This window comes from Enterobacter sp. ENT03 (assembly GCF_019218745.1).
Taxonomy (GTDB): domain Bacteria; phylum Pseudomonadota; class Gammaproteobacteria; order Enterobacterales; family Enterobacteriaceae; genus Enterobacter_D.
On sequence record NZ_JAHUXA010000002.1, the window covers coordinates 94,525 to 112,239 of the forward strand.

Genomic DNA, 17,715 nt, shown 5'->3' on the forward strand with positions numbered 1-17,715 from the left:
AGGGCCGGGGTGAGGGGGAGTATTATCCCAGAATTTTACTCGCTTCCCGCCCGACGTTATCCATCTCATCCAGCAGTTCGAGGAGCTCCGGCTCCAGATCGGCGGCGGGCGTTCCGCTGCGTAACTGATGCTCGATCAGATGGCAGAGGTTTTTCAGCCGTGGCACACCGCTATAGCCGCAGCTGCCGTGCAGCTTATGAATGGCGTCAACCAGCCCCTCCGGCGCTTCACCTACCAGTTGCTCTTCCACTTTATTGCGGATCTCCGGCAGGAAGGCGAGCAGCATCTGCAACATCTCGCGAGCCAGATCCGTCTTTCCGGCAGCCTGGCGCAGCGCCAGCTGCCAGTCGAGGGTGACGTTGGGATTCACTGGCGTTTCCACCGGTTCAGCCACCGGCTGCGGCTCAGGGGGTATCAGCCACTGGCTCACGCCGGGGCCAGGCAGATACCGCAACAGCAGGCTGCGTAACTTATCTTCTTCAATCGGCTTCGCCAGATAGCCGTTCATGCCAGCGCTGAACAGCTTCTCTTTTTGATCGGCAAGGGCATGGGCGGTGACCGCCACCACCGGCGTTTGCTGCTGGTGTGGCAACTGACGGATTAACTCGCAGGCGCGAATGCCGTCCATTTCCGGCATCTGAATATCCATCAGGATCAAATCAAACTGCATCTGCCGCGCCCGGTCGATGGCCTGTTGCCCGCTTTCGCACAGCTCCACCTGCTGCACCTGGTCGTCGAGCAGCGCGCCGATCAGTTTCAGGTTGGCTGGGTTGTCATCCACGGCCATTACGCTCATCGCCAGCTTGTCGGCGTTCTCCAGCAGCAGCGGCGCACGGCGGTTGAGGCGGCAATATTCCGTCAGCGCGGGCAGCAGTCGCGCCGCGGTGAGCGGTTTAAGCAGGCAGGCTGCCGCGCCATTTTGTTTCAGATCCTCGGCATTGATTTGCGCATGGCAGGGCAGCGCCAGCAGCAGGAAGTCGGTCATCTGCGCCGCTTTCGCCAGCCGGGTATGCTGCATGGTCAGCGGCTCCTGCAACGTCACCGGCACCGCCAGCAGCAGAATATCGTAATGATCCTCCGGCAGCCCTGACAGCGTCGGGCTGTAGATCACCTCCAGCGGCGTGCTGCTGAGTAAATCCAGCGTGCTTTGCGCCGCCGCCGCGTTCGGCTCAATATAGGCCAGCCGTTTCCCGGCCAGGCACAGGGTTGATGGCCCTTCGCCAATGACGTTTGGATTAAGATCCAGATTGATATGGAACCAGAAAGTGGATCCGCGCTGCGGCTGGCTATGGAAGGAAATATCGCCGCCCATTTCTTTCACCAGTTTTTGCGTGATCACAAGCCCCAGTCCGGTACCGCCATGACGCCGGGAAATGCTGGCATCCGCCTGACGGAACGCCTGGAAGAGCCGCGACTGATCGCGCTCAGGGATCCCGATGCCGGTGTCGCGGATCTGCACCTCGATCTGCACTTTGTTATTACTGATCGAGCGTTTTTCCACCACCACATCAATATTGCCGTTTTCGGTAAACTTAATGGCGTTGCCGACCAGATTCGTGATCACCTGCTGCAAACGCAGCGGATCGCCAATGACGTTGTCCGGGACGTCGTTCTTGATGTTCAGCGTCAGCTCAAGGCCCTTATCGTGGGCGGAGTGCGCCAGCAGCGTGACCACTTCATCCAGCGCGTTGCGCAGCGGGAACGGAATGCTTTCAAGGATCAGCTTACCTGCTTCAAGCTTCGAGAAATCAAGCACATCGTTGATGATGGTCAGCAAATTATTGGCGGAGCGCTCAATGGTGTGCAGATGATCTTTTTGGGTAGGCGTCAGCTCGGATTTCAGCGTCAGGCGCGTAAAGCCGATCACGCCGTTAAGCGGGGTGCGCAGCTCGTGGGACATATTCGCCAGAAACTCGGATTTAATCCGCGCTGCTTCCTGCGCTCGCTTCTTCGCCAGATCCAGCTCGACGTTTTGGATCTCCATCTGTTCGAGGGTTTCCCGTAGATCGGAAGTGGCCTGATCGATATTGTGCTGCATCTCTTCGTGATAGGCCGCCAGCGACATCGCCATCGAGTTGATGCCGTTTTTCAGCATATCCAGCTCGCCCAACATGAAACCTTCCACGCGGCTGTCCAGCTGGCCGCGACGTATACGGTCAACGGTATTCACCATATTGCGGATCGGCCCGGTCACGTCGCGCATCAGCCGCCAGCCGAAAATCAGGGCGATGCCGATACAGAACAGCATCATTACGCTGGAAACAAAGATCTCTTTGTACTGCTGTAGCCGTACGGAACGCAGATCCAGTTCCAGCGCCACATAGCCCAACATATTGTTCGCCTGCTTGGCATCCGCCGTGGAAGATTCGTCAGGTGAATACCTTTCTGAGATAATCGGCGTGCGCAGGATCATAAAATCACCGTGGCGCACCACGCTTAAGCGGCGCGGAAACGGCGTGCCTTTCGACAGTTTTAGCTCGTCCGGATCGAGATGAAAATTTGAGGTAACAAACAGATTGTTATGCTCATCATAGATGGAGATCGCCCGCACGATGTCTGAGTGGCGGCGGTGCAACACGCTGATAAGCTGCTCGATTGACTCCCGGTTTTGCAGGTTCATGCCATATTCGCTGGAGACGGCGAGCGGCTCGATAATACTGGCACCGGCATCTTCAAGCTGACGCTGTAAGTCATTGTAGCGATGGACAACAAAGAAGATGCTGAGCAACAAACCGATCAGTACGGTAGGGGCCAGAATCAAAATCATCATGCGCGCGCGCAGGCTGTAGTTGGTCATGGAGTTCCGTTATGGGACAATTAGGGCAATTATGTTTGATTGAGAAAATTCCCGGCAATGGCGCAATTCTACTCTGCAAAACGACGCGTGGCGACGCGTCAGATCATAACTGTTGAAGTGAGCGACCTCGATCCCTTTGGTCAGGGCGTGGCTCGTCACAACGGTAAAGCGCTGTTTATTCCAGGTCTGTTGCCTGGCGAACGGGCGGAAATCATTCTGACGGAAGACAAACGTCAGTATGCCCGCGGGCAGGTTAAGCGTCGTCTTAACGATAGCCCGGAACGGGAAACGCCGCTGTGCCCGCATTTTGGCGTCTGCGGCGGCTGTCAGCAGCAACACGCCAGCGTGGAGCTGCAACAGCGCAGTAAACGCAGTGCGCTGGCGCGCATGATGAAGCGCGACGTGGACGAGGTGATTGCTGATAAGCCCTGGGGCTATCGTCGTCGTGCCCGTCTGAGCCTGAACGTGGCGGCCAAAAGCCAGCAACTGGAAATGGGGTTTCGCAAGGCCGGTTCAAATGAAATCATCGACGTGAAGCGTTGCCCGGTTTTGGTGCCCCGTCTTGAGGCACTGCTGCCATTATTGCGCAATTGCCTCCAGACGCTGGACAATCCGCAGCATCTCGGGCATGTCGAACTGGTGCAGGCCGACAACGGCCCGCTGCTGGTATTGCGTCATACCGCGCCGTTAAGCGCGCAGGATCATGAAAAACTGGAACGCTTTTCGCATTCCGAGGACGTGGCGCTGTTTCTTGCGCCACAAAGCGACATACTGCAACCCGTCACCGGTGAAGCGCCCTGGTACACGTCGGGTGGACTGCGCTTAACCTTCAGCCCGCGCGATTTCATTCAGGTGAATGATGGCGTTAATCAGCAGATGGTGGCAAAAGCGCTGGCATGGCTGGAAATCACCGCCACCGATCGGGTGCTGGATCTGTTCTGCGGAATGGGCAATTTTACCCTGCCGCTGGCAACACGCGCCGCGAGCGTGGTGGGTGTGGAAGGTGTCGAGGCGCTGGTGGAAAAAGGCCGGCAGAACGCCGAACAGAATGCGTTGCACAATGTGACATTTTTTCATGAAAACCTGGAAGAAGATGTCACGATGCAGCCCTGGGCGCGCCACGGAATAGACAAAGTGCTGCTCGATCCGGCGCGCGCAGGTGCGCCAGGCGTGATGGCACACATTATAAAACTTGCTCCGTCAAAAGTAGTCTATGTTTCCTGTAACCCGGCCACGCTTGCCCGCGACAGTGAAGCATTATTAAATGCGGGGTACCAGATTCAGCGGCTGGCGATGCTGGACATGTTCCCGCACACTGGGCATCTGGAATCTATGGTGTTATTTGCACGCAGTGTGAGCACAGGTAATTAACTTCGGCTTGTCGAATTCGACAGGCTTCGTCCCTGAAAGGAGAGGACAATGGTTGCGGTAAGAAGTGCACATCTTAATCGGGCAGGAGAATTCGATTCAGAAAAATGGATCGCCAGTCTGGGAATATCCAGTCAGCCCTCGTGTGACCGCTTAGCCGAAACCTGGGCGTACTGCCTGCAACAAACCCAGGGCCATCCTGACGCCGATCTGCTGCTGTGGCGCGGCGTCGAGATGGTTGAAATCCTCTCCATGTTAAGCATGGATATTGAAACGCTGCGTGCAGCGCTGCTGTTCCCGCTGGCTGACGCCAACGTGGTCAGCGAAGACGTGCTGCAGGAAAGCGTCGGCAAAGCCATTGTCGATCTGATCCACGGCGTGCGCGATATGGCCGCCATTCGCCAGCTGAAAGCGGCGCATAACGATTCCGTCTCTTCTGAACAGGTGGATAACGTCCGCCGTATGCTACTGGCGATGGTTGACGATTTCCGCTGCGTGGTGATTAAACTCGCCGAGCGCGTGGCGCATCTGCGGGAAGTGAAAGACTCGCCGGAAGATGAACGCGTGCTGGCGGCGAAAGAGTGCACCAACATCTATGCGCCGCTGGCGAACCGGTTAGGCATCGGTCAACTGAAATGGGAGCTGGAAGACTACTGCTTCCGCTACCTGCATCCGGATGAATACAAGCGCATCGCCAAACTGCTGCATGAGCGCCGTATCGACCGTGAACATTACATTGATGAATTCGTCGGCCACCTGCGCGCGGAAATGAAAACCGAGGGCGTGAAGGCGGAGGTGTATGGCCGCCCGAAGCACATCTACAGCATCTGGCGCAAAATGCAGAAAAAACAGCTCGCCTTTGACGAGCTGTTTGACGTGCGCGCGGTGCGCATTGTGGCCGAGCGGTTGCAGGACTGCTACGCGGCTCTTGGGATCGTGCACACCCATTATCGCCACCTGCCCGACGAGTTCGACGACTACGTTGCCAACCCGAAACCCAACGGCTATCAGTCTATTCACACTGTCGTGCTGGGGCCGGGCGGTAAAACCGTTGAGATCCAGATCCGTACCCGCCAGATGCATGAAGATGCCGAACTGGGCGTGGCGGCGCACTGGAAATACAAAGAAGGCGCTGCCGCCACCGGCGCGCGCGCAACCGGCCATGAAGATCGTATCGCCTGGCTGCGTAAGCTTATCGCCTGGCAGGAAGAGATGGCCGATTCCGGCGAAATGCTCGACGAAGTGCGCAGTCAGGTGTTCGACGACCGCGTTTACGTGTTTACGCCAAAAGGCGATGTGGTCGATCTGCCGGCAGGCTCCACGCCGCTCGACTTTGCCTACCACATTCACAGTGATGTCGGTCATCGCTGCATCGGGGCGAAAATCGGCGGGCGTATCGTACCCTTTACCTATCAGCTACAGATGGGCGATCAGATCGAGATCATCACCCAGAAGCAGCCGAACCCCAGCCGCGACTGGCTGAACCCGAACCTTGGCTATGTAACCACCAGCCGTGGGCGCGCCAAGATCCATAACTGGTTCCGCAAACAGGATCGCGATAAAAACATTCTTGCCGGGCGGCAGATCCTCGATGACGAGCTTGAACATTTGGGGATCAGCCTGAAAGAGGCGGAAAAACAGCTGCTGCCGCGCTACAACTTTAACGAAGTGGAAGAGCTGCTGGCGGCCATCGGCGGCGGCGATATTCGCCTTAACCAGATGGTTAACTTCTTACAGGCGCAGTTCAATAAACCGAGCGCCGAAGAGCAGGATGCCGCTGCGCTTAAGCAGTTGCAGCAGAAAACCTGGGCACCGCCGCATCGTAACACCAATAAAGACAAAGGCCGCGTAGTGGTGGAGGGCGTCGGTAACCTGATGCACCATATCGCCCGCTGCTGCCAGCCGATCCCCGGCGACGAGATCACCGGCTTCATCACCCAGGGCCGCGGTATTTCTATTCACCGCGCCGACTGCGATCAGCTGACCGAGTTGCAGTCCCACGCGCCGGAACGCATTGTCGACGCGGTATGGGGCGAAAGCTATTCGGCGGGCTATTCGCTGGTGGTGCGCGTCACGGCTAACGATCGCAGCGGCCTGTTGCGCGACATCACGACCATTCTTGCCAATGAGAAGGTCAACGTGCTGGGCGTGGCGAGCCGCAGCGACACCAAACAGCAGCTGGCGACCATCGATATGAACATCGAAATCTACAATCTGCAGGTGCTTGGTCGCGTCCTCGGCAAACTGAATCAGGTGCCGGATGTGATCGACGCGCGCCGCCTGCACGGCGGTTAACTTTACTTTTCCGGCCCGATGGCATGTTGCTGTCGGGCCTGTTTTTTTCAGGATATTCCAATGACTCAAATTGATCGCCTGCTGGGCATCATGCAACGCCTGCGCGACCCGGAAAACGGCTGTCCGTGGGATAAAGAGCAGACCTATGCCACCATCGCGCCTTACACCCTCGAAGAAACCTATGAAGTGCTTGATGCGATTTCCCGGGAAGACTTTGATGATTTGCGCGGTGAGCTGGGCGACCTGCTGTTCCAGGTGGTGTTTTACGCCCAGATGGCGCAGGAAGAGGGGCGTTTTGACTTCAATGATATTTGCGCGGCCATTAGCGATAAGCTTGAGCGCCGCCACCCGCATATTTTTGGCGATGCCACCGCTGGCAACAGCACGGAAGTGTTAGCCCGCTGGGAGCAAATTAAGCACGAAGAGCGCGCTGAAAAAGCGCAGCACTCGGCGCTGGACGATATTCCGCACAGCTTCCCGGCACTGATGCGCGCACATAAAATTCAGAAACGCTGTGCCACGGTTGGCTTCGACTGGAACTCCATCGGTCCGGTACTGGAAAAAGTTTACGAAGAGATCGACGAAGTGATGGATGAGGCGAAACAGGCTGTTGTCGATCAGGCGCGGGTGGAGGAAGAGATGGGCGATTTGCTGTTCGCCACGGTGAATTTATCCCGTCATCTAGGGGTGAAAGCGGAAGTGGCGCTGCAAAAAGCGAACCTCAAATTTGAGCGACGTTTCCGGGAAGTGGAGCGCATTGTGGCGTCCCGCGGGCTGACCATGACCGGCGTTGATCTCGAAACGATGGAAGAAGTCTGGCAGCAGGTAAAACGGCAGGAATCTGATCTCTAACGAGTTTTGCAGATCAAGCGCGATTTGTGTGATTTTTTAAATAACAAGCGCTTGATTTGCGTCAAAAACATTTAGCCAAAAGCGGCTATTTTCTCACTCCTTATCAATGTCAGAACCTGTGGAAGAGGAGGAAGAATGAAAGTTTGTGGCGATTGCCTTGTTCCGGTATACTGCTTTCCCGTCCTGGTTATTCCATCGTCTTTTAAACCTAACTTCTCAGGTTCAGCATGACAACGAACTATATTTTTGTGACCGGCGGGGTCGTATCCTCTCTGGGAAAAGGCATTGCCGCAGCCTCCCTGGCAGCCATTCTTGAAGCCCGTGGCCTCAATGTAAGCATGATGAAACTGGATCCGTATATCAACGTCGATCCGGGTACCATGAGCCCAATTCAGCACGGGGAAGTGTTCGTTACAGAAGACGGCGCTGAAACCGATCTTGACCTGGGCCACTACGAGCGCTTCATTCGCACCAAGATGAGCCGTCGTAACAACTTCACCACCGGTCGTATCTACTCCGACGTTCTGCGTAAAGAGCGCCGTGGCGACTATCTGGGCGCGACCGTTCAGGTTATTCCACACATCACCAACGCTATCAAAGAGCGCATCATCGAAGGTGGCGAAGGCCACGACGTGGTGCTGGTTGAAATCGGCGGTACGGTCGGTGACATCGAGTCGCTGCCGTTCCTGGAAGCGATTCGCCAGATGGCCGTTGAAGTGGGCCGCGAACACACCATGTATATGCACCTGACGCTGGTGCCGTATATGGCGGCAGCGGGTGAGGTGAAAACCAAACCAACACAGCACTCGGTGAAAGAGCTGCTTTCCATCGGTATCCAGCCGGATATTCTGATTTGTCGTTCAGATCGCGCGGTTCCTGCCAACGAACGTGCGAAAATTGCTTTGTTCTGTAACGTTCCAGAAAAAGCCGTTATTTCTCTGAAAGACGTCGATTCGATTTATAAAATTCCGGGCCTGTTGAAATCGCAGGGACTGGACGATTATATTTGTAAACGATTCAGCCTGAACTGCCCGGAAGCGGATCTCTCTGAATGGGAACAGGTTATTTACGAAGAAGCGAATCCAGCGGGCGAAGTGACCATTGGCATGGTCGGCAAGTACATTGAACTGCCGGATGCCTATAAATCGGTGATCGAAGCGCTGAAACACGGTGGCCTGAAAAATCGCGTTACCGTCAACATCAAGCTTATCGATTCGCAGGATGTTGAAACACGCGGCGTTGAGATCTTAAAAGGTCTGGACGCGATCCTCATCCCGGGTGGTTTCGGTTACCGTGGCGTTGAAGGCAAGATCGCCACTGCACGCTTCGCACGTGAAAATAATATTCCTTATCTGGGTATTTGCCTGGGTATGCAGGTTGCGCTGATTGAGTTTGCGCGCAACGTAGCGGGAATGGATAACGCCAACTCAACGGAATTTGTGCCAGACTGTAAGTACCCTGTTGTGGCGCTCATTACCGAATGGCGTGATGAAGATGGCAATGTCGAAGTCCGCACTGAAAAGAGCGACCTGGGTGGTACGATGCGTCTTGGTGCGCAGCAGTGCCAGCTGGATGACGACAGCCTGGTTCGTCAGTTGTACGGTACGCCAACCATTGTTGAACGTCACCGTCACCGCTATGAAGTCAACAATATGCTGTTGAAACAAATTGAAGCTGCGGGTCTGCGTGTCGCAGGCCGTTCCGGCGATGATCAGTTAGTTGAGATCATCGAGGTGCCTAACCATCCGTGGTTTGTCGCCTGTCAGTTCCACCCGGAATTTACTTCAACGCCGCGTGATGGACATCCGCTGTTTGCAGGCTTTGTGAAAGCCGCCAGCGATTTCCAGAAGCGTCAGGCGAAGTAAGAGTTAGAACGACAATGCACCCGGATGGGTGCATTGTTTGTCTGGAGTTTTAGTTTAACTTGTACTGAGGAAATCCTAATGTCCAAAATCGTTAAAGTCATCGGTCGTGAAATCATCGACTCCCGTGGTAACCCGACTGTTGAAGCCGAAGTACACCTTGAAGGTGGTTTCGTCGGTATGGCTGCTGCCCCGTCAGGTGCTTCTACCGGTTCCCGTGAAGCTCTGGAACTGCGCGATGGCGACAAATCCCGTTTCCTGGGTAAAGGCGTAACCAAAGCCGTTGGCGCGGTTAACGGCCCGATTGCTCAGGCAGTGCTTGGCAAAGACGCCAAAGACCAGGCTGGTATCGATAAGATCATGATCGATCTGGACGGTACTGAAAACAAATCTAACTTCGGTGCGAACGCTATCCTGGCGGTGTCTCTGGCAACCGCTAAAGCGGCGGCGGCTTCTAAAGGTCAGGCACTGTACGAGCACATTGCTGAACTGAACGGCACCCCAGGCAAATACTCCATGCCGGTTCCGATGATGAACATCATCAACGGTGGCGAGCACGCAGACAACAACGTTGATATTCAGGAATTCATGATCCAGCCTGTTGGCGCTAAAACGCTGAAAGAAGCTGTGCGTATGGGTTCTGAAGTGTTCCATAACCTGGCTAAAGTTCTGAAAGCTAAAGGTATGAACACTGCTGTTGGTGACGAAGGTGGCTATGCGCCGAACCTGGGTTCCAACGCTGAAGCACTGGCTGTTATCGCTGAAGCTGTTAAAGCTGCTGGCTACGAGCTGGGTACCGACATCACTCTGGCGATGGACTGTGCAGCTTCCGAATTCTACAAAGACGGTAAATACGTTCTGGCTGGCGAAGGCAACAAAGCATTCACCTCTGAAGAATTCACCCACTTCCTGGAAGATCTGACCAAGCAGTATCCGATCGTTTCCATCGAAGATGGTCTGGACGAATCTGACTGGGATGGTTTTGCATACCAGACCAAAGTGCTGGGCGACAAAATCCAGCTGGTTGGTGACGACCTGTTCGTAACCAACACCAAGATCCTGAAAGAAGGTATCGAAAAAGGCATCGTTAACTCCATCCTGATCAAATTCAACCAGATCGGTTCTCTGACCGAAACTCTGGCTGCGATCAAAATGGCGAAAGACGCTGGCTACACTGCGGTGATCTCTCACCGTTCTGGCGAAACTGAAGATGCGACCATTGCCGACCTGGCAGTAGGTACCGCTGCAGGCCAGATCAAAACCGGTTCCATGAGCCGTTCTGACCGCGTTGCTAAATACAACCAGCTGATCCGTATCGAAGAAGCGCTGGGCGAAAAAGCACCGTACAACGGTCGTAAAGAGATCAAAGGCCAGGCATAATCCCCTGACTGACGTTCTTTAAAAAAACCCGCTTCGGCGGGTTTTTTTTGGTCTTTACAGCAGCAGCGGCAAGGTCGCGCTGGCGGTTTGCTGGCTGGTATCGCTGTAATGCGCGTCCTGAGACATCAGGGCGGTGATCAGCAGTTCCACCAGCAGCATCGCCCCCACTTTGGCATTCAACGCCCCGGCGCTGAGCGGTCCTTCAGGTTTTGCCGCCACCAGCAGCATATCGCTTATCGACGCCAGCGGGCTGCGCGGTGTATTGCTTAACGCCAGCACCGTCGCCCCGCGCTTACGCGCCAGTTTCACCACATGCAGCAAATCGCGCGTAGAGCCGGAACTGGAAATCGCGATCACCAGCTCATCACTGCCGAGCGTCGTGGCATTCATCGCCGCACGATGCATGTCGCTGAACAGCTGCGCGGTTTTGCCGAGGCGTAAAAGTTTGTAGTGCAGGTACTCCCCGATGATGGCGCTGGCTGCCACGCCATAAATCTGCACCGTGCGTGCCTGGTGTAGTTTCACCGCTGCTCTGGCAAGCACCTCGCGATCCAGTAGCGTGGCTGTATCGCGCAGGGCCATCACTGATTCTTCCACCAGCGTATCAATCTCATCACCCTGTTCACGCGGCGCACCGGCGCGTTGCACATCCAGCGCCAGCGCCATTTTAAATTCGGTATAGCCTTTGCAGCCCAACATACGGCATAAGCGCGTTACGCTGGCTTCGCTGGTGGTGCTCTCCCGTGCCAGCTCGGTAATGGTCTGATAAAGCACGCGGGAAGGTTCCGCGAGGATGTACTCCGTCAACTTCTGCTGCGTGGGGCTGTACCCCGACATACCCTGGCGAAGGCGCAGCAGCACATTTTCATTGTCAGACATTCCGGGATCCTTTACGTCGTTGATACCCGATAGTGTGGCGGAAAGAGGGGATCGGTTGCCAGTCATTTTAAAATAGTATGATCCGCTTCTGACTTTTTGATGATAATTTTCATTTTATTATTTTTTTATGGTAAAAATTTTCATCAACACGCAGCGAGCGGAGAAAGAGCATGACAATATTCAGTGGCGCATCCTCTGGGGGATGGTTTGAAAAAGCACAGCGTTTTGGTAAATCCTTTATGCTGCCGATTGCGATCCTTCCGGCGGCGGGCTTGCTGCTCGGCATCGGCGGCGCGCTGTCAAATCCGAATACGCTGACGGCGTATCCTTTTCTCGACGTAGCCTGGCTACAGGCGATTTTCACTGTCATGAGCAGCGCCGGGGCGATTGTGTTTGCCAACCTGTCGGTACTGTTTGCGGTGGGCGTGGCGGTCGGGCTGGCGAAAACCGATAAGGGCACGGCAGGACTGGCCGCGCTGCTGGCTTATCTGGTGATGAATGCCACCATCAACGCCTTACTGATCCTCACCGGTACGCTGGCAAGCAGCGATCCCGGCGCAGTCGGGCAGGGCATGACTCTGGGGATCCAGACGCTGGAAACCGGCGTTTTTGGCGGCGTGGTCATCGGCCTCGTCACCTGCGCGCTGCATCACCGCTTTAACAAGATCGCGCTACCACAGTTCCTCGGCTTTTTCGGCGGCTCGCGCTTCGTGCCCATTATCAGCTCGCTGGCGGCGATCCTCGTCGGTGCCATCATGACGGTGGTCTGGCCGCATTTTCAAAAGCTGATCTTCGGCCTTGGCGGGCTGGTGGACGCTACCGGTTATCTCGGTACGTTGCTGTACGGTTTTATTTTGCGCATGCTTGGCCCGTTCGGGCTGCACCACATCTTCTATCTGCCGTTCTGGACCACGGCGCTGGGCGGCAGCGAGATCGTCAATGGCCAGCTGGTCGAAGGTACGCAGCGGATCTTCTTCGCCCAGCTTGCTGACCCCGCCACACAGCAGTTTTACGAAGGCACCTCACGCTTTATGTCCGGTCGCTTCATCACCATGATGTTCGGGCTGGTAGGGGCTTGTCTGGCGATGTACCACACCGCAAAACCCGAGAACAAAAAACGCGTAGCGGGCCTGCTGATCTCGGCGGCGCTAACGTCGTTTCTAACCGGTATTACTGAACCCATTGAGTTTTCGTTCTTGTTTGTCGCGCCGGTGCTCTACGTCCTGCATGCGTTCTTTGACGGGCTGGCTTTCATGCTGGCGCATATGCTGCACATTACTATCGGGCAGACGTTTTCCGGCGGCTTTATCGACTTCGTGCTGTTCGGCATTTTGCAGGGCGAAGCGAAAACCCACTGGCTTTATGTGCCGATGGTCGGCATTCCGTGGTTCTTCCTTTACTACTTCACCTTCCGCTTCCTGATCACCCGCTTCAATTTCCTCACGCCGGGCCGGGAAAAAGAGCAGGTTGGGCAGCTGTCTGCCGTCAGCGGCACCCAACGGGCCGAGGCCATCGTGGCGGCGCTGGGGGGCGGGACAATCTTGAAGAGGTCGATTGTTGCGCCACACGCCTGCGTGTGACGGTGAAAGCAGGCAGCCAGGTAGACGAACCCGCCCTGAAAGCCACAGGCGCGCGCGGGGTGATCGTTCGCGGCAATGGGGTTCAGGTGATTTACGGGCCGCACGTCACCATCATCAAAAACGAAATGGAAGAGATGTTAGCGTTATGAATGCATTAGATCAGATCAAACACGCGCTGGTGGTGTCCTGCCAGGCGCTGGAAAACGAACCGCTGCACAGCGATTTTATTATGTCCCGTATGGCGCTGGCGGCCCTGCAGGGCGGTGCCGCAGGCATTCGTGCCAACAGCGTGGTAGATATAAAAGCCATCAAAGCGCAGGTGTCGCTGCCGGTGATCGGCATCATTAAGCGCGATTATCCGGACAGCGAGGTGTTTATTACCGCCACGCTGCGGGAAATCGACGAACTGATGACGGTCGCCCCTGAAATCATTGCGCTGGATGCTACTCAGCGTAAGCGGCCAGGCGGCGACACGCTTGCTGCGCTGGTCAGTGCGATCAGCCGTCGCTATCCGCAGGTCCTGCTGATGGCTGACATAGCCACCCTGGACGATGCGCGTATTGCCGGTGAACTGGGTTTTGATTGCCTGGGCACCACCCTTTATGGCTATACGGCTGAAACGGCGGGCCACCGACTACCGGAGAACGATCTGCAATTTTTGAAAGAGGTGCTGGCGATCGCCACCATCCCGGTGATTGCTGAAGGCAACGTGGATACACCAGAGATTGCTGCCCGCTGCCTTGCGCTGGGCGCGCATTCGGTGGTGGTCGGCGGTGCCATCACCCGCCCGCAGCAGATTACACAGCGATTCATCAACGCGATAAATACCCAGGGCGCGAATGGCACATGATCGATGTCCCAGGATCTGCGATACTTAGGGTTTACACGCTAAACAGAGATGAGTATGCAGTACCCGATTAATGAAATGTTCCAGACCTTGCAAGGCGAGGGTTACTTTACCGGCGTTCCTGCCATTTTTATTCGTTTGCAGGGATGCCCGGTTGGCTGTGCCTGGTGCGACACCAAACACACATGGGACAAGCTCTCCGATCGGGAAGTGTCGCTCTACAGCGTTATCGCCAAAACCAAAGAGAGTGATAAATGGGGCGCGGCGAGCAGCGAAGATCTGCTGGCGATCATCAGCCGTCAGGGTTACACCGCGCGTCATCTGGTGATCACCGGCGGCGAGCCCTGCATCCACGACCTGCTGCCGCTGACCTCATTGTTTGAGAAAAACGGTTTTAGCTGCCAGATTGAAACCAGCGGCACCCATGAGATCCGCACCACGCCGGGCACCTGGGTCACGGTATCGCCGAAGGTGAATATGCGCGGGGGCTATGAAGTGCTGTCACAGGCGCTGGAGCGTGCCGACGAGATCAAACATCCGGTAGGCCGTATGCGTGACATTGAAGCGCTGGACGAACTGCTGGCGCGTATTCACGACGACAAATCCCGCGTCATCGCCCTGCAACCCATCAGCCAGAAAGAAGACGCCACGCGTCTGTGCATCGACACCTGCATCGCCCGCAACTGGCGGCTGTCGATGCAGACGCATAAGTATCTGAATATTGCCTGATTGCTCCAAAGGCCGGGTGTCACATGCACCCGGCGCAACAGCACTATTTCTTACGCGTTTGACCAGCTTTGTATGGAATCTACCTCGTTAAGATCGCCGTGAAACACCTGCCAGGATTTTTTCAGGATCGTATCGGTGTGCGTGGTTAGCTCCCTGAAAATCCCCTTGTTCATCGCCTCGTATAACGCTGCGTTTTTCTCAACCGGCAGAAAAGTATCTTTTACCTGCACCATGTTTTCCACGGCGTCTGGATACGACGCATAGATCCCAAGACTCACCGCCGTATTTATCGCCGCCCCTAAACTGGCGCAGCCGTTGATCATATTGCGTCGCGCAGGCAGGTTGAACACGTCGGCAAAGATCTGCATGAATAGATCGCTGTTGGAACCGCCGCCGGTGATGATGATCTCGCGGGCGAAGTGGTTCCTTTCCTGGCACATCTTGTCGTAATTATTTTTCAACGTCAGCGCCACGCTCTCCAGAATAGAACGGTAAATCCATGCGTAATCCATACTGGCGTTAAAGCCGATCATGATGCCGCGCTTATACGGCTCCCACGGATTGGTCAGCCAGTCGAGCACCGTCATCAGCCCGTCGCTGCCTGGCGGCACGAGGGAGGCCTTTTCATTTAACAGATCTTCCGGGGAGAGATTACGCGCGCGGGCGTCCTGAAGTAAGGATTCGCCGAGCATGTCCCGTAACCAGCTCACCGTCCACATGCCTTTGCGAATACCGTAGCCCTCGTACAGCAGGGTGCCAGGTACAGAAGACATAATCGGCCAGTACCATTGCGGATTATCCGGCAGTTGCTTGCCATTCATCATCAAGGCGATGTAGGTGCCAAGGGAAATGACCGCCGTATTATCGTTTAGCAGGCCTGCACCGAGCGCTTCCACCGCTTTGTCGCTGGTGGTACATACCACCGGCAGCCCCTGTGGAAAGCCCGTCGCCCGTGAGGCTTGCGCTGTGATATAGCCCGTCACGCTGCCCGGCAGTTGCACATTGAACAGCATAGGGCGCGGAATATTAAATTTCTTAAGCACCTCTGGATCGTCGCTCCACGTCCAGGTCTTATAATCCACCGGCCACTGGCCGAAATAGTTGCCAATATTGTCGTTAAACTCGCCGGTCAACCGGTGGGATAAATACCCGGAGAAGGAAGTGACATAGGCGACGTCAGGATCCGTATGTTCGTAAGGCCGCGTAACCCGCGCATCCTGCCAGCTTATAAGTGGCGCAGCGGGCGTGCCATCAGCTTTTAATAACGCCCGGCAACAGCGAATGGAACCGAGGCCAATACCAACAATATCGTTTTTATCCCCCGCAAAGTGGCGCATCAGATCCTGGGCGGCATCACACAGCGATACCCATAAATCGTCGTCGGGATGTTCAGCGGTGTCGGCATCGGGCGTGTGCATGGGTTGTAATAATCCTTTGCCTTCGCATACCACCTTTCCCTGCACGTCATACATCACCACTTTGGTACTCTGGCTGCCGCCATCAATTCCGATAATATATTTATTCGACATGACCTATCTCCTGTAATTTTTCCCCGTCACTGTCCGCTGCGAGCGGGGTTACGCGTATTTTTCGATATAACAGAAAAGTGAAAATAATCACCAGGCTGGTGGCGCAAAGGCCCATCAGCCACATATTGCGGTACGCGTCGGCGGCGGGCAGGGTGTCCTGCCAGTGGCCAACAATCGGGTAGACAAAGACATCCGGTAAAAAGCCGACCACCGAACAGATGCCAACCGTCGTGCCCATAATAAATCCCGGCGTTCTGGCCTCGCCGGGGCAGGCGAAATAGAGTCCACGCGAGGCGTAACAGGCAAACGCCAGCAGTAAAATCAGGCCGATGCCCACGGTGACGGACTGAGGATGGGTATTGGTCATTAACAGCATCAGCAGGGTGACAAGGCTAATTACAGACAGGATCTGGATCACGCGGGTCGGGGATTTGATACGGCTGTAGGTGGTGATCAACCCGCCAAGCGGGCCGCAAAACGCGCGGAAAATCTTATTAATCACAATGCCCATATAACTCGCCGCCACCAGACCCATGCCGTACATTTCGGTCAAATAATTGGTGGAGTAGCTGAGAATGGCGTAAATCGTATACACGCCAAAAATAATCATGCTGCAATACCAGGTGGTGCTGATGCGCAGTACAGAAACAATGTCGCTGAACTGAAAGGCCTTTTTCGTGCTGTCGTCCTGCGGAGCGGTTTTGCCGTCGCTGACGAAAAACCAGCACAGAATGCCCAGCAGGATATAAACCGCGCTGTAAATCAGGATCACCGCCTTCAGGCTGCGGCTGTCCTCCGGCGTGAAAAGGGAAAACACCCACATGGTGAACACTGCCAGCGACATCACGCCGACGCCGCGCAGCCCCTCCATCCAGCCCATGATCTTGCCCTGCTCGCTGTGATCGCCCAGCAGCGATGCCGCTTTGATCGACACTGACCACAGCATCAAAATAGTGGTGATAGCAAATGCCACCTGGATTGCCAGCATCACCCATAAGGGAGGGTACGTCGCCATCACTAATCCCAGTAACCCGGTTAATATCATGGCGAAGGTGATCATTTTGCGGTGGGAAAATTTATCGGCGATAATCCCACTGGGCGCGTAGAGAATAATCGCGGTGATGCCAAAGGTACTCATAATTAAGCCGATTTCGGTATTAGTAAAACCCATAAATTTTGCCATGGGAATTTGGTATATATAGCGTAAATAAGCGAGGTCAAAGCTGACGCCGCCACTAAAACTAATAATGGCGAGCGTGATCCAACGACGATATGAAGGTTTTTGCATAGCATAATCCCATCCGATGCAGACGAAAAAAAGAGAAAAGCAAGCCCGCCTTTTCAGGTGGCTTACTTTTCTCTGGTCTCTAGTAATGGCGTTAGAAATAACATGCCTGTGGCAAATGCAGTGTGAGAATAATCACGCTTCTTGTTTTTCCGTGAAAATAGCCGTGTAAATGGCTGGTTGTGATTTTCATCACGTTTAAGCACCAGGCGCTATGCTAAAAATTCAACCCAGTTACCAGAGACGATGAGAAAGGTGACTTCCCTTTAACCGGGGAAGTTGCCTTTCTTTTTTTTTGCCTGAATGGAATGT

11 protein-coding genes and 1 pseudogene are annotated in these 17,715 nt (G+C 55.2%); 8 read left to right on the forward strand and 4 right to left on the reverse strand.

The genetic code is table 11. The features are described 5' to 3' along the window. Positions 1-22: 22 nt before the first annotated feature. A complete protein-coding gene (gene barA / locus KW828_RS05395; RefSeq protein ID WP_218335448.1) occupies positions 23-2,797 on the reverse strand; it encodes a two-component sensor histidine kinase BarA in 2,775 nt (924 codons plus the stop codon). Positions 2,798-2,854: 57 nt separating this feature from the next. Between barA and rlmD the strand changes: the two genes are divergently transcribed. From rlmD to eno, 5 genes are all read left to right on the forward strand, one after another. Further along, positions 2,855-4,168: a 23S rRNA (uracil(1939)-C(5))-methyltransferase RlmD gene (gene rlmD / locus KW828_RS05400; RefSeq protein ID WP_218335449.1), complete on the forward strand. Its 1,314-nt coding sequence runs from the start codon at positions 2,855-2,857 to the stop codon at positions 4,166-4,168. A gap of 48 nt (positions 4,169-4,216) precedes the next feature. Beyond that, positions 4,217-6,460 carry a GTP diphosphokinase gene (gene relA / locus KW828_RS05405; protein WP_088221453.1) on the forward strand — a complete coding sequence of 748 codons (2,244 nt, stop codon included), beginning with the start codon at positions 4,217-4,219 and terminating at the stop codon, positions 6,458-6,460. A 60-nt stretch (positions 6,461-6,520) separates the two neighbouring features. After that, positions 6,521-7,312, forward strand: a complete 792-nt coding sequence (gene mazG / locus KW828_RS05410) for a nucleoside triphosphate pyrophosphohydrolase (protein ID WP_218335450.1) — start codon at positions 6,521-6,523, stop codon at positions 7,310-7,312. Positions 7,313-7,539: 227 nt separating this feature from the next. Further along, entirely contained in the window at positions 7,540-9,177 is a 1,638-nt protein-coding gene (gene pyrG / locus KW828_RS05415; protein ID WP_129363400.1) for a glutamine hydrolyzing CTP synthase, read from the forward strand. A 78-nt stretch (positions 9,178-9,255) separates the two neighbouring features. Then, entirely contained in the window at positions 9,256-10,554 is a 1,299-nt protein-coding gene (gene eno / locus KW828_RS05420) for a phosphopyruvate hydratase (protein WP_088221456.1), read from the forward strand. A gap of 54 nt (positions 10,555-10,608) precedes the next feature. On the opposite strand, the gene KW828_RS05425 is transcribed toward eno, so the two are convergent. Next, the gene (locus KW828_RS05425) at positions 10,609-11,433 is read right to left on the reverse strand and encodes a MurR/RpiR family transcriptional regulator (protein WP_218335451.1); all 825 of its coding nucleotides are present in this window, start codon (positions 11,431-11,433) and stop codon (positions 10,609-10,611) included. 170 nt (positions 11,434-11,603) lie between these two features. Between KW828_RS05425 and KW828_RS05430 the strand changes: the two are divergent. The 3 genes and pseudogenes from KW828_RS05430 (at position 11,604) to queE (ending at position 14,589) form a co-directional block, all read left to right on the forward strand. After that, a pseudogene (locus tag KW828_RS05430) lies at positions 11,604-13,162 on the forward strand (maltose/glucose-specific PTS transporter subunit IIC). Beyond that, the gene (locus KW828_RS05435; RefSeq protein WP_218335452.1) at positions 13,159-13,863 is read left to right on the forward strand and encodes an N-acetylmannosamine-6-phosphate 2-epimerase; all 705 of its coding nucleotides are present in this window, start codon (positions 13,159-13,161) and stop codon (positions 13,861-13,863) included. The pseudogene KW828_RS05430 and the gene KW828_RS05435 overlap by 4 nt, the downstream one beginning before the upstream one ends. A 54-nt stretch (positions 13,864-13,917) precedes the next feature. Continuing rightward, positions 13,918-14,589 carry a 7-carboxy-7-deazaguanine synthase QueE gene (queE, locus tag KW828_RS05440; RefSeq protein WP_218335453.1) on the forward strand — a complete coding sequence of 224 codons (672 nt, stop codon included), beginning with the start codon at positions 13,918-13,920 and terminating at the stop codon, positions 14,587-14,589. A gap of 50 nt (positions 14,590-14,639) precedes the next feature. Here the strand turns inward: queE and KW828_RS05445 are convergent, their stop codons facing one another. Then, positions 14,640-16,118, reverse strand: coding sequence for an FGGY-family carbohydrate kinase (locus KW828_RS05445; RefSeq protein WP_218335454.1), 1,479 nt, complete (start codon positions 16,116-16,118; stop codon positions 14,640-14,642). After that, the gene (locus KW828_RS05450) at positions 16,108-17,406 is read right to left on the reverse strand and encodes a nitrate/nitrite transporter (RefSeq protein ID WP_218335455.1); all 1,299 of its coding nucleotides are present in this window, start codon (positions 17,404-17,406) and stop codon (positions 16,108-16,110) included. Before KW828_RS05450 ends, KW828_RS05445 begins: the two co-directional genes overlap by 11 nt. Between the last annotated feature and the right edge of the window lie 309 nt (positions 17,407-17,715).